The organism is Stenotrophomonas sp. NY11291 (assembly GCF_023277365.1).
GTDB lineage: Bacteria > Pseudomonadota > Gammaproteobacteria > Xanthomonadales > Xanthomonadaceae > Stenotrophomonas > Stenotrophomonas geniculata.
This window is the reverse complement of record NZ_CP096975.1, coordinates 3616683-3629318: the sequence shown is the minus strand read 5'-3', so window position 1 is coordinate 3629318 and position 12636 is coordinate 3616683. Positions and strand designations below refer to the sequence as shown.

9 protein-coding genes are annotated in these 12636 nt (G+C 65.4%); 4 read left to right on the top strand and 5 right to left on the bottom strand.

The genetic code is table 11. The annotated features are described in order from the left end of the window. The first annotated feature begins 109 nt into the window (after nt 1-109). Entirely contained in the window at nt 110-868 is a 759-nt protein-coding gene (locus tag M1L61_RS16920) for an SDR family oxidoreductase (protein WP_049436823.1), read from the top strand. Nucleotides 869-1009: 141 nt separating this feature from the next. On the opposite strand, the gene M1L61_RS16915 is transcribed toward M1L61_RS16920, so the two are convergent. Continuing rightward, nucleotides 1010-2407: a serine hydrolase domain-containing protein gene (locus M1L61_RS16915; protein WP_010482727.1), complete on the bottom strand. Its 1398-nt coding sequence runs from the start codon at nt 2405-2407 to the stop codon at nt 1010-1012. 286 nt (nt 2408-2693) lie between these two features. Between M1L61_RS16915 and M1L61_RS16910 the strand changes: the two genes are divergently transcribed. Together M1L61_RS16910 and M1L61_RS16905 are read left to right on the top strand one after the other, a co-directional pair. Next, entirely contained in the window at nt 2694-4022 is a 1329-nt protein-coding gene (locus tag M1L61_RS16910) for an MFS transporter (protein WP_248853806.1), read from the top strand. A gap of 30 nt (nt 4023-4052) precedes the next feature. Continuing rightward, nucleotides 4053-4403 (top strand): DUF1304 domain-containing protein, encoded by a 351-nt coding sequence (locus tag M1L61_RS16905; RefSeq protein ID WP_019338688.1) that lies wholly within the window; start codon nt 4053-4055, stop codon nt 4401-4403. Between the two features lie 498 nt (nt 4404-4901). Here M1L61_RS16905 and M1L61_RS16900 read toward each other — a convergent pair whose 3' ends face one another. From M1L61_RS16900 to M1L61_RS16890, 3 genes are all read right to left on the bottom strand, one after another. Continuing rightward, a complete protein-coding gene (locus M1L61_RS16900; protein ID WP_109814566.1) occupies nt 4902-5369 on the bottom strand; it encodes a hotdog fold domain-containing protein in 468 nt (155 codons plus the stop codon). Between the two features lie 75 nt (nt 5370-5444). Further along, nucleotides 5445-7922, bottom strand: a complete 2478-nt coding sequence (locus M1L61_RS16895) for an acyl-CoA dehydrogenase (RefSeq protein ID WP_043399155.1) — start codon at nt 7920-7922, stop codon at nt 5445-5447. Continuing rightward, nucleotides 7919-8836: an alpha/beta hydrolase gene (locus tag M1L61_RS16890; protein ID WP_010482732.1), complete on the bottom strand. Its 918-nt coding sequence runs from the start codon at nt 8834-8836 to the stop codon at nt 7919-7921. The genes M1L61_RS16895 and M1L61_RS16890 overlap by 4 nt, the downstream gene beginning before the upstream one ends. A 141-nt stretch (nt 8837-8977) precedes the next feature. Here M1L61_RS16890 and M1L61_RS16885 point away from each other — a divergent pair, with 141 nt between their 5' ends. Beyond that, nucleotides 8978-9580 carry a TetR/AcrR family transcriptional regulator gene (locus M1L61_RS16885; RefSeq protein WP_006464233.1) on the top strand — a complete coding sequence of 201 codons (603 nt, stop codon included), beginning with the start codon at nt 8978-8980 and terminating at the stop codon, nt 9578-9580. A 154-nt stretch (nt 9581-9734) separates the two neighbouring features. Here the strand turns inward: M1L61_RS16885 and M1L61_RS16880 are convergent, their stop codons facing one another. After that, on the bottom strand, nt 9735-12497 hold the full coding sequence (locus tag M1L61_RS16880; protein WP_010482735.1) for a TonB-dependent receptor: 2763 nt from the start codon (nt 12495-12497) through the stop codon (nt 9735-9737). Nucleotides 12498-12636: the final 139 nt, after the last annotated feature.

The following is a 12636-nucleotide window of genomic DNA, read 5'->3' as shown; positions in this document are numbered from 1 at the left end:
ACTCCGGGTGTTGAATGCTGAAACCTGCGCGGAGTTTATCAATCAGGGGTGATCAAACAGCATGTCGTGCAAGGGCTGGATTGGCCGGCCACGTGGACAGGAGAACACCATGGACTTGAATCTTGCAGGCCGTACCGCATTGGTGACGGGCGCGGCCAGCGGCATCGGTGCCGCCGTCGCCAGGCAGCTGGCTGCCCAGGGCGTGCGCGTCGCCATCACGTCGCGGCAGCGCGACCCCCTGCAGGCGCTGGCAGCGCGGATCGAAACCGAAGGCGGCGCGGCACCGGTCATCGTGGTCGGCGATGTCACCGTCGCCGGCGACGTCCGGTCCATCGCGGAGGCATCCCGGGAGGCATTGCAGCACGTGGACATCCTGGTCAATGCCGCAGGGGGCTCCCGGCCGACCACGGTTGATGCCGATGACGAGGTCTGGGAGGAAGCGATCGCCCTGAACTTCTCCGCCGCACGACGGCTGACCCAGGCACTGCTGCCAGCGATGCGGGCGCAGGGATGGGGGCGGGTGATCAATTTCAGCGGTTCGATGGAGCCACGTTCGGTGAATGCCGCCACCGCAGCGAAGGCGGCGCTTCATCTGTGGAGCAAGGGGTTGTCGTCGGAGGTGGCCGGGCAGGGCATTACGGTGAATGCGATTGCACCGGGGCGCATCAACAGCCCGCAGATCCTGGACCGCCTGCATCCCACCGAGGAAAGCCGGCGCGCGTTCATTGCACGCAACATTCCGATCGGGCGCTTCGGTGAGCCGGACGAAGTGGCGCCGCTGGTGGCCTTCCTGGCTTCGCCGCTGGCCGGCTACATCACCGGCGCGGTGATTCCGGTGGATGGCGGCATGCACTACTTCGCGCACTAGCGCTGCGGAGCTGTAGAGCCGAGCCCATTCTCGGCTGCCTTGCGCCAGAATTCCGCTCAGCCGAGCACGGCTGGGCTCTACACAACAACAAAAAGGGCGGCCCATGGGCCGCCCTTCATGCTTAAGGTCGCGCCCGCCTGATCAGCGCGGGGACGCCACTGCGCGGTTGCTCGAGGCACCCTTGCCCTTGCGCTTGTCCTGCTGCGCCGGGCTTGCGCCCTCGGCCATCAGGTTGTCGCTGCCGAAGTCGGTGTCCACATCCAGCCAGCGCTGCGCAGGCAGGCCGAGCGCGGAATCGAGCACGGTCGGCAGCAGGCCGCTGGGCAGGCTGCTTTCGCCATTCCACATGATGGCGATGCCCAGATCGCGTTCCGGCACCAGCGCGACCAGGCCGCGATAGCCCTGCACGGCACCGGCATGGAACACCACGTCGTGGCCGGCGTAGTCGAAGGTGCGCCAGCCCAGGGCGTAGCCGGCCGAGTGCAGGCGCTCGCGGCGCCAGCCCGAACGCATCTCGCCGGGGGTGCTGATCAGGCTCGAATGCAGGGTGGCCAGCAGCGGTGCCGGCAGCACGTCCGGGCGGTGGCCGGTGTGGGCGAGCAGCCACTGCGCCATGTCGCTGGCGCTGGCATTGACGCCGGCCGCCGGGGCGACCCGGTAGTAGGTCGGCTTCGGCGTCAGCGAGACCCAGCCGTTGCGGCTGCGCACATGCGGACGCGCCCAGCGCGAGCTGGCCTGGATGCCGGCCAGGCCGAGGCTGGCATCGTTCATGCCCAGCGGCTTGAAGATGCGGCGCTCGACCGACTGCTCGTAGAAGCTGCCGGAGGCGGCATAGACGACGTCGCCGATCAGGCTGAAGGCCACGTTCTGGTAGGCGTAGCAGTCGCCCGGCAGGCACTTCAGGCTGGTGTTGGCCAGCTTCTGGGTCAGTGAGTAGTACTCGGCGTTGCCTTCGATGTCGCGGTCGTAGGCGTTGTAGGGCAGGCCGACGCGGTGGCTGAGCACGTCGGCCACGGTCAGGCGATCGGTCGCTTCCGGCGAGTTCAGGCGGAAGCCCGGCACGTAGTCGGTGACCTTGCTGTCCCAGCGCAGGGTGCCGTCGTTGACCAGCAGTCCGGCCATGGTGCCGGCGAAGGCCTTGGACAGCGATGCCAGGCGGAACACGGTGTGGGCGTCGACCGGCAGCGGGTTGTTGACGTCGGTGACGCCATAGCCACGCGCGCTGAGCACACGGCCACCCTGCACGATGGCCACGGCCATGCCGGGCACGCGCTCGCCATAGGTGAGCTGCTGCGCCATCGACTCGATGTTGGCCACGTTGAAGCCGGCCGCCGGCAGCTGCACCTGCGGCACCAGGCCGGTGCGGTAGGCGGCGGGCTGCGTGTGGGCGACGGCGGTGGCGGCGGATTCGATGTTGGCCGGCATCGGCGGCAATGGCGGCGGGGTCTGCGCGGTGGTGGACAAGGCAACGGGCATCAACATGCCCAGCAAACCGGTGGCCGCCGAACGGATCGGACGACGCAGGCTGTTCTTTTTCATCGTGGAGACCCGTGCGCGACTGCTGATGGCGATTCTAGCGCCGCTTTTCCCTTGTGCACAAACAAAGCGAAGATGAATGCGCATCTCGTTGAAAAAGTTGGAATTTTGACGCCCTGAAGGCATGTATCGGAACGTGTCGTATGGGTGGGGCCGTGACACTGCGTTGCAGCCTTCTGCGTGGCTGCTGCTGGCGATGTTGCAGTGCATTGGCTAACGTACGCGCTTCACCGCCCCCGGAGCCTGCCATGCCGCTGTCCAACCGCCGTCTTCTGGCGAGGGACGCCGCGTGAGCGCGGTGAAGGGCAAGGGGCCGCTGCGTGGGCTGACGGTGGCACTGCGTGAGTCGCCGGCGCTGTGGTGGTCGTTCCTGTACTTCTTCTGCCTGCTCAGTGGCTACTACGTGCTGCGCCCGGTGCGTGAGGCGATGGCTGCCTCGGCTGACCTGGAGACCGTGTTCCCGCCGATGCTGATCGCCTGGTTTGCCAGCCATGGCATCGCGCTGAAGGACTTCGTCCTGCAGTTCCTGTTCTCCTGCGTGTTCGTGATCATGCTGGTACTGCAGCCGGTGTACGGCTGGCTGGTCAGCCGCTTCCCGCGGCGGGTGTTCCTGCCGGCGGTGTATGGGTTCTTCATCGTCACTCTGCTGGGCTTCTACGTACTGTTCGATAGCGGTGTGCCAGGCCGCGGGATGGCGTTCTTTTTCTGGATCACCGTTTTCAACCTGTTCGCGGTGGCAGTGTTCTGGAGCTTCATGGCCGATGTGTTTTCCAACGCGCAGGCACGTGCCTTCTACGGTTACATCGGCGCGGCCGGCACCATCGGTGCCTTCCTTGGTCCGGTCATCACCAGTGCGCTGGTGCAGCGCGTGGGCATTGCCAATCTGATGCTGGTCTCGGCAGGCTTTCTCGCCATCTGCCTGTTGAGCATCTGGCGGCTGCGGCACTGGGCGGTGCTGCGTGAGCAGGAGCAGCAGCTGGTATCCGGCGAGCAGCCGATGGGCGGCAGCGTGCTGGACGGCCTGAAACTGATCGTGCGTGAGCCGTTGCTGCGCTGGCTGGCGATCATGGTGGTTTTCGGTGTGGGCGTGGGCACCCTGCTGTACAACCAGCAGGCCAGTATCGTGCGTGCAGCGTTCAACGATGCAGGCGCTGCCACGGCCTTCTTCTCGCGTATCGATCTGGCGGTGAACGCACTGGCGCTGCTGATGCAGCTGGGCCTGTCCCGCTGGCTGCTGTCGCGCCACGGCATCGCGCCGGCCCTGTTGATCCCTGGCTTTGCGATCCTGATCGGCTTCTCGGTGCTTGCCGCTTCACCCATGCCGTTGATGGTGGCCGTGGTGCAGGTGATGACCCGCGCCAGCGAGTTCGCATTGGCCAAGCCGGCACGTGAAACCATCTATACCCGCGTGGACCGGCAGTGGCGTTACAAAGCCGGCGCGGCCATCGATACGGTGGTGTACCGCGGCGCGGACCTGAGCTTTGCGTGGGTGCACAAGGGCTTGTCGCTGTTTGGTTCACATGTGGTGTTCATCGGTGGCGTGGTGGTTGCCGCGTGCATGACCGCCGCCGCGTTTGGTGTACTGCGCGAAGAAAAAAAGCTGCCGCGCGACCGCTGATCCCGTCCAGTCATTTCGAGGAGAGAAACCATGTCGCTGATCGCGCTGCTGCTGACCGTGCTGGTCGCGGTGCTGCACCTGTACTTCCTGGTGCTGGAGATGTTCCTGTGGACCCGTCCGCTGGGCTTGAAGACGTTCCGCAACACGCCGGAGAAGGCGGAGACCACGCGCGTGCTGGCGGCCAACCAGGGCCTGTACAACGGCTTCCTGGCGGCGGGCATCGTGGTGGGGCTGGTGATCAATCAGCCGGTGCTGGTGACGTTCTCGCTGGCCTGCGTGGTGGTGGCCGGGTGCTATGGCGCCTACAGCGTGAGCCGCCGCATTTTCATGATCCAGGCGGTGCCTGCGATCCTGGCGTTGGTGTTTCGCGCGGTAGCGTAGTTTCCAGCCAACGGCGCAGCCCCTCGTGGGTTGCTCGCGTAGAGCTTGTCATGGGGTTGGCCGGGCGGGTTGGGTTCGCGGGGGACGCCGCAAGTACGTCCCTGTAGGCTTGGCCGCGGCATCCATGCCGCGGACACCCCCGCGAACCCAACCCGCCCGGCCTCAGACAGGTTCCGTGCGCGGCCAGCCCACGGAGAAGAAAAAAGAAGATCAAGAGCAACAGCGGGTCGCTGCGCTCGTGGGCTCTGCGCGCATGAAAAAAGCGGCCATTGGGCCGCTTTTGCTTCTGCTCTTCTTCTTTCTCTTGCGTGGTGGACGCCGCAGAGATCTGTCAGAGGCCGGAGGGGTGGGGCCGGGCGGGGTATCCGCGCCATGGATGGCGCGGCTAAGCCTACAGGGACGTACTTGCGGCGTCCCCGCCCGGCCCCATCCCTCCGGCCCAACCGATAAACCGCTTTCGCCGCCCACCCACGAGGGGCTGCGCCGTTCGCCGGGACACTACTTTTCCGGCGACATCCACATGTCGATGATCGCGCTGAACACCTCGGTGCCCGCGCGGTCGCGCACGCTGACCGTCACCGGCAGCGCATAGCCCTCGGCCGCGACCACAATCGGCTGTGCCGGCAGCGCCACCGCCTGCAGCGTGCCACGCGCCTTGGCCAGGTACTGCACCTGCATCCCCTTCGGGATCCAGCGCATGCCCTTCGGCAGCGACGCGTCCACCATCAGCCCGGCGGTCAGCTCGGCCAGGTTGCACATCGCGATCGCATGCACCGTGCCGATGTGGTTGCGCACCTTGCGGCGATCGGCCAGCGTGCCTTCGCAGCGGCCGTGTTCCAGGCGGGTGATGCGCGGTGCGATGCTGGCGAAGTAGGGCGCCTTGAAGCAGACCGCGCGCGAGAACAGCCAGTTGCCGGCGGGCCAGCGCTGCAGGCGGTGGTAGAGCGAAAGCAGGGGCGTGGACATGAGCGGTTTCCGGTCGGCGGATAGAACGACGGCGGGCCGAGGCCCGCCGTCGAAGGCAACGCGTGTCGCGGGCAATCAGGCCGCCTGCGAATGCGGATCCTTGTGCTGGCGGTCGTAGTAGCTGGCCGCGCGCAGCTCGTGGGTGTCGAAATCGTCCACGGTGATGGTGTCCAGGGTCAGCGTGCGCAGCTCTTCCAGCAGGCTGCGCTCGTCCTGGGTGATCACGCCCTCGGCCACGGCTTCGTCCAGCTGGGCCTTGAAGTCCAGCGCTTCGATGCCCTTGCTCTTCAGCGCCTTGAGGAACTTGCGCTCCACCGGCTCGGCCATGATCGCCTTGCTCAGGTAGCTGTTGATGCGGCCACCCGGGTTGTTCTCGCACGGGGTCAGGAACACGCCGCTGGCCAGACGATCACGCGCTTCGTTCGGCGCCATCAGCAGCGCGGCGACGCGGCGGCTCAGACGGTCGCCCGGAGCCTCGGCACGACGGCCCAGCGGGAAGATCAGCGCCCACATCAGCCAGCCGATCGGACGGATCGGGAAGTTGCGCAGGGCCGCCGACAGCGATTCCTCGATCTTGTGCACGCTGTCATGGAAGGCCCAGGCCAGCAGCGGCTGGTCGGCCTGCGGTGCGCCTTCGTCGTGGTAGCGCTTGAGCATGGCGCTGGTCATGTAGACGTGGCTCAGCACATCGCCCAGGCGGCCTGACAGCGATTCCTTGAACTTCAGCTTGCCGCCGAGGGTCATCATCGAGATGTCGGCCATCAGCGCCAGGTTGGCCGAGTAACGGTCCAGCTTGCGGAAGTAGCGGCGGGTATAGGCGTCGCCCGGGGCGGCGCCGAAGCGCGCGCCGGTCAGGCCGAACCAGAACGAACGCACGGCATTGGAGATACCGAAGCGGATGTGGCCGAACAGGCTGCGGTCGAACTCCTGCAGGCCGGCACGGGTGTCCGGATCCTGCGCGGCCTTCATTTCCTTCAGCACCCACGGGTGGCAGAGGATCGCACCCTGGCCGAAGATCAGCAGGCTGCGGGTCATGATGTTGGCGCCTTCCACGGTGATCGCGATCGGCGCGGCCTGCCAGCTGCGGCCGGCGAAGTTGCGCGGCCCCAGGATGATGCCCTTGCCGCCGATCACGTCCATCATGTCCGAGATCACCTCGCGGCTCATGTTGGTGCAGTGGTACTTGGCGATCGCCGACGGCACCGACGGCACGTCACCACGGTCGACCGCCGCGGCGGTGGCCTGCGACAGCGCGCTGATCTTGTAGGCCTTGCCGCCGATGCGGGCCAGCGCTTCTTCCACGCCCTCGAAGCGGCCGACCGACAGGCCGAACTGCTTGCGGATGCGTGCGTAGGCGCCGGTGACGGCGGCACCGGCCTTGGCACCGCCACTGGCGGTGGACGGCAGCGTGATCGAGCGGCCCACGGCCAGGCACTCGTTGAGCATGTTCCAGCCCTTGCCGGCCATGGCTGCGCCACCGATCAGCTGGGTCAGCGGAATGAACACGTCCTTGCCGCGGATCGGACCGTTCTGGAAGGTCGAGTTCAGCGGGAAGTGGCGACGGCCGATTTCAACACCGGCGGTGTCGCGCGGCAGCAGGCCCAGGGTGATGCCGATGTCGCGGGTATCGCCGATCAGGCCATCCGGGTCGTACATGCGGAAGGCCAGGCCGATCAGCGATGCGACCGGCGCCAGGGTGATGTAGCGCTTGTCGAAGGTCAGCTTGACGCCGAGCACCTGCTCGCCGTTCCACTCGCCCTTGCAGACGATGCCGTAGTCCGGAATGGAGGTGGCGTCGGAACCGGCGAACGGACCGGTCAGGCCGAAGCAGGGCACCTCGCGACCATCGGCCAGGCGCGGCAGGTACTGGTCCTTCTGTTCCTGGGTGCCGTAATGCACCAGCAGTTCACCCGGGCCCAGCGAGTTCGGCACGCCGACGGTGGAGCTGACCACCGAAGACACCGAGGCCAGCTTCTGGATCACCTTGTGGTGGGCCAGTGCGGAGAAGCCCAGGCCGCCGTATTCCTTCGGGATGATCATGCCGAAGAACTTGTTCTTCTTGATGAAGGCCCACAGCTCCGGCGGCAGATCGGCATGGACGTGGGTGATTTCCCAGTCGTTGACCATGGTGCACAGCTCTTCCACCGGGCCATCGAGGAAGGCCTGTTCTTCGGCGGTCAGCTGCGGCTTGGGATAGTTGAGCAGGATGTTCCAGTCCGGATCACCGGTGAACAGTTCGCCCTCGAAGCCGACCGAGCCGGTTTCCAGCGCGATGCGCTCGGTCTGCGACAGCGGCGGCAGCACCTTGCGGAACACCTTCATCATCGGGCCGGTCAGCAGCGGCTTGCGGATGAACGGCAGCAGCAGCGGCACGGCGATGACGGCAAGCACGGCGGCTGCGACGATCGTGGCGGTCTGGTTGACGTAGGGAATGAACCAGCAGGCGGCCAGCAGGGCCACGCTGATCAGCGTCCAGGTAACCAGCCGCATGCGGTGGTAGGCGACGAACGCGCCTGCCAGCAGCAGGGCGAGGAAGGGAAGAACGATGCTCATGAGCGTGCTCCGGTGACGTGCTCGTTTGTGGCGGACGAAGCCGCAGCGTCTGCTGCGGGCAACACGTCCAGATAGTCCAACACAGTAGCGGTAAAGGCGTCGTTGTCATCGCCGGCGACCATGTGCGTGGCCTGCGGCAGCTGTACATGGCGCGCGTGCGGCGCCAACGCCAGGAATTCGGCCACGGTCTGCGGCGTGACCAGGTCGCTGCGGCCGCCGCTGACCAGCAGCAGCGGGCACTTCACCTGCCGCGCGGCCTCGGCCAGTGCATCCTGGTGCTGCTCGCTGTCGCGGGCCAGTTCGGCCACCAGTCGCGGATCCCAGTGCCAGCGCCAGCGGCCGGGGCCGTCCTCGCGCAGCAGGGCGCGCAGCGACTGCTCGGATTTGCGCGGGCGGTGCGGCATGTAGGCCGAGATCACGTCGGCGGCCTGGGTGAGCGAGGCGAAGCCGTCGGGATGGGCGGTCATGAAGGCCAGGATGCGTTCAACACCGGCGGTATCCCAACGCGGGGTGATGTCGACCAGCACCATCGCCGAGAACAGGCCCGGCCAGCGCGATTCGGCCAGCAGGCCGAACAGGCCGCCCATCGAGGCTGCGACCAGCACCGGCGGGCGCGGCTGCTCGCCGGCCAGCACGATCAGGTCATCGGCGAACTGTTCGCCGTGGTAGGGCAGGTCGGCGGCATTCCAGTCCGAATCGCCGTGGCCGCGTGCGTCATAAGCCAGGGTCTGCAGGCCGGCTGCAGACAGGGCACGCGCGGTGGCATTCCAGGCATGACGGGTCTGGCCGAAGCCGTGCGCGAACAGCACCCGGCCACGGCGACCGTGGTCGCTGGCAGTGGCGGCGAGGCGGGCGCCATGGGCCGCCTCCAGGCGCAGGTCATGGAACGCAGCGGGAGTAGGGGACGTAACCATACTTGCTAGTATGGATCGCCTGCGAGGGAAGTCAATACTGCATCGTATGGTGCAGTGCGACAGGCCTGCAGGAGAGGCCTTTGACGGTTTCGACCGCAACGGCGTACTGCAACGAACCCCGGCGTATGGTTAAATCAGCCCATGAATCAACCTGACGCTTCCGCCGGCGAACCGCGCGCCGGCCGCAACAGCCGCCTGAGTGCCGAAGACTGGGCCCAGGCGGCCCTCGACCTGATTGCTGAACAAGGCGTAGGCGCCGTTGCGGTGGAACCGCTGGCGCGGCGACTCGGCGTGACCAAGGGCAGTTTCTATTGGCATTTCCCCTCGCGTGACGCCTTGTTGCAGGCCGCGCTGGAACGCTGGGAACTGTTCGAACAGGAACAGGTGTTCGGCAGCCTGGAAGACGTACCGGACCCGCGCGTGCGCCTGCGCCAGCTGTTCCAGATGGTGGCGCATGAAGTGCAGCCGCACATCATCTACAGCGAGCTGCTGAAGGCATTGGACCATCCGATGGTGCGGCCGGTGATCGACCGCGTGTCGCAGCGCCGCCTCGACTATCTGATCGCCTCGTTCCGCCAGGCAGGGCTCAGCTCGACCGATGCACGCCATCGCGCACGCCTGGCCTACGCCGCCTATGTCGGCTTCCTGCAGCTGTCCCTGCAGCTGCAGCAGCCCAAGCAGGCGCGCGAGGATTTCGAAGCCTATGTCGAGCATCTCATCGAGACGCTGATTCCGAACGGTTGAGCGTTGTTGCTGCGTTGAGTGCAGAAAGGCCGCGGCAATGCCGCGGCCTTTTCCGTTGGTGCTGCCGCAACCTGGAACACTCAAAAACCTGGAACACACAAAAAACAACGGCCCCTTGCGGGGCCGTTGCTGCATCAGCTGATCAGTGGATCGATCAGAACTTCTGCTTGTACTGCATGTACATGTAGCGGCCCGGCAGGTCGTACTGCGGGTCGAACATGTTGTACGAGGTCGAGTACGAGACCGGCGGGTTCTTGTCCCACACGTTGTTCAGGCCGACCATGATGGTGCCCTTCCACGGCGTGTTGTAGCGGAACTGGACGTCGTGGTAGGTGGTGGCGCCCATGTGGTTTTCGCGGTTCTCGGGATCCGAGCAGTAGTTGCGCAGCGAACCACCCAGCAGGCACGACTCGGTCATCCCCGACTTGTAACGCAGGCCGTAGTTGACGCCGAAATCACCATAGGACCAGTCGACGTACAGGTTGGAACGGATGCGCCAGTACGGATCCTGGTCGAGGTAACGTCCCTGGCGACCTTCGACCTGCGAGTCTTCCGTGGCCTTGGTTTCCCACTTGCTCAGATAGGTGCTGTCGAGGGTGACGGTGAACTGGCCGATCGAGGTTTCCGGCAGGCGATACAGGATGCCCAGATCCCAGCCTTCCACTTTGTACGATGCCAGGTTCTGCAGCGGCATGTTGACGTTGGTGATGGTGTAGCGCTCGGCGGCAGTGCCGTAGGTCGGGTCACGGGTGATCAGGCCGCAGTAGGCTGCCTGCTCAGCCGGCGAGCCGCCGTAGCAGTAGTTCATGATGTCCTGGATCGCCGGACGGGTGATGGCGTCCTCGATCTTGATCTGCCACCAGTCCAGGGTGACGTTCAGGCCGGTCACGAAGCTCGGGCTCCACACCAGGCCCAGCGTCTTGCTGGTCGAGGTTTCCGGCTTCAGGTTCGGGTTGGACTTCCAGGTGAACGGTTCGGCGGTCTGGGCGGCACCGGACTGCGGCACGCCGTCATCGTCGCGGGTATTGGGCTGCACGAAGCCAGCCGGAACACCCTGGGCAATACACTGCGCCAGCACTGCACCGGTCGGGCCATTGGCGGCCGCGCACGGGTCAGCGTAGGTTTCGAACGAGTCGCCGTCACCTGCGAACAGGTTGCTGATGCTCGGCGCGCGGAAGCCTTCCGAGTAGTTACCGCGGATCATCAGGTCGTCGATCGGCTTCCAGCGGAAGCCAAACTTGTTGTTGGTGGTGTTGCCGAAGTTGCTGTACTTCGAGTAGCGGGTTGCCGCGCTGAAGTCGAGCAGCTTGGCGCCCGGCAGGTCAGCCAGCACCGGGATCGACAGTTCCAGGAAGAACTCGTCCAGGTCATAGCTGCCCTTGGTCGGCTTGGCGCCGTTGCCGGTGCTCAGGCCCGCAGCAATGAAGGCGTCCGGATCGAACTGGCCGGATTCCTTGCGGTACTCGTAGCCCGCGGCGAACGCCAGGGCACCTGCTGGCAGCTGGGCGATTTCACCGGAGATGTTGGCGTAGTAGCCCTTGGACACCAGGTTGGAGGAGTCGTGGGCGGTGAACGAGGTGTAGTCGATGGCACCCTGGCTGATCGAGCCTTCCGGACCCAGCGCATTGACCGGCACGCAACCCTGGATGATGTCGCCACCCGGAGCGGTAACGCACACCGGCACGCCACCACGAAGCTCGGACGGACCATAGGCGTTGCGCAGGTTGGCCAGGTTGAACAGGCCATAGGTCAGGTCGTTCTGGTCAGTCTTGTCGTAGCGGTAGCCGACGTCCCAGTCGAAGTTGCGATCGGCGAATTCGAAGAAGCCTTCGAAACCACCGTAGAAGTGCCAGTTCTTGACGTTCTGGTTGAACGAACGGCCGCCGCTCTCGTTGAAGCGACGGTTGACGCCGGTCAGGTCTTCACCGGTCGGGTTGTACATGCTGTCCTTGCTCAGGCGCATGCCAGTGACGGGCATGGCGGCCAGCAGCTGCTCGGACTTGCGCTCGTTGTACATCGCCTCGGTGCGGAAGGTGACGTTGTCGGTGATGTTGTACGAGCCCGATGCGAACAGCGAGGTGCGCTCCTGCGGGGTCAGCAGGTAGTTGTCCGGTGCAGTGTTGTAGCCGTGGACGTTGGCGTTGAACGGCGTTTCCACGCCGTTGATCTGGACATAGCGCTCGTCATTGCGCAGGTAGGAGCCCGGCATGCCGGTGCTGCTCTGGCCGTCGAAGAACGGCGGGCCACCGGCGGAGATCTTGCGATCGCCAGCCATGACCTTGTCTTCCTTCACGTAGGAGACACCCAGCATCACCGACGCACGGTCGGTGGTGGTGCCGATGGTGAAGTCGGCCGCTTCGCGTTCGCCGTCACCAGCGCTGTACTGGCCCTTGTAGAAGTTGGCTTCCGCGCCATCGAAGTTCTGCTTGGTGATGATGTTCACCACGCCGGCGATCGCGTCCGAACCGTAGATGGTCGATGCACCGTCCTTCAGGATGTCGATGCGCTCGATCATCGCGGTCGGGATGGTGTTCAGATCGACGCTGCCATCCAGGCCGGTGGTCCAGCGGCGGCCGTTGACCAGCACCAGGGTGCGCGCAGAACCGAGGTTGCGCAGGCTGATGCCGGCCGAACCATCACCACCGTTGTTGAACGTACGGTTCAGGGCGGCACCGTTGGCGGCAACGCGCTGCAGGATGTCGGCGACCGAGGTCACGCCCTGCTTTTCGATATCGGCGCGGGTCAGGCTCAGGACCGGCTGCGAGGTTTCGATGTCGGTGCTCTTGATGCGCGAACCGGTGACCGAGATGCGGTCAAGGTTGGTCGCTTCCTGAGCCTGGGCGGTGGCAGTGGACGCCACACCGGCAACGAGCGCGACCAGAACGGCATCGCGCAGCTTGTTGGACTGGAAATTCATTGGCTCTCTCTCTCCAAGAAATCTTGGCTGGGTTAATGCCCGGCGGGGGAGCGAAAAGCGCTCCCAAATCGCGAGGGCTGAGCCGATAGTAGCGGGCGTTCGCCAAGAATTAAAGCTGCGTTAATCAAGTCTGTGTTTT

Excerpts from the sequence above, each read along its gene's own strand:
- M1L61_RS16920 (WP_049436823.1), top strand. The coding sequence starts at position 110 with ATGGACTTGAATCTTGCAGGCCGTACCGCATTGGTGACGGGCGCGGCC.
- M1L61_RS16915 (WP_010482727.1), bottom strand. The coding sequence starts at position 2,407 with ATGAAAAAGAACAGCCTGCGTCGTCCGATCCGTTCGGCGGCCACCGGT.
- M1L61_RS16905 (WP_019338688.1), top strand. The coding sequence starts at position 4,053 with ATGTCGCTGATCGCGCTGCTGCTGACCGTGCTGGTCGCGGTGCTGCAC.
- M1L61_RS16900 (WP_109814566.1), bottom strand. The coding sequence starts at position 5,369 with ATGTCCACGCCCCTGCTTTCGCTCTACCACCGCCTGCAGCGCTGGCCC.
- M1L61_RS16895 (WP_043399155.1), bottom strand. The coding sequence starts at position 7,922 with ATGAGCATCGTTCTTCCCTTCCTCGCCCTGCTGCTGGCAGGCGCGTTC.
- M1L61_RS16890 (WP_010482732.1), bottom strand. The coding sequence starts at position 8,836 with ATGGTTACGTCCCCTACTCCCGCTGCGTTCCATGACCTGCGCCTGGAG.
- M1L61_RS16885 (WP_006464233.1), top strand. The coding sequence starts at position 8,978 with ATGAATCAACCTGACGCTTCCGCCGGCGAACCGCGCGCCGGCCGCAAC.
- M1L61_RS16880 (WP_010482735.1), bottom strand. The coding sequence starts at position 12,497 with ATGAATTTCCAGTCCAACAAGCTGCGCGATGCCGTTCTGGTCGCGCTC.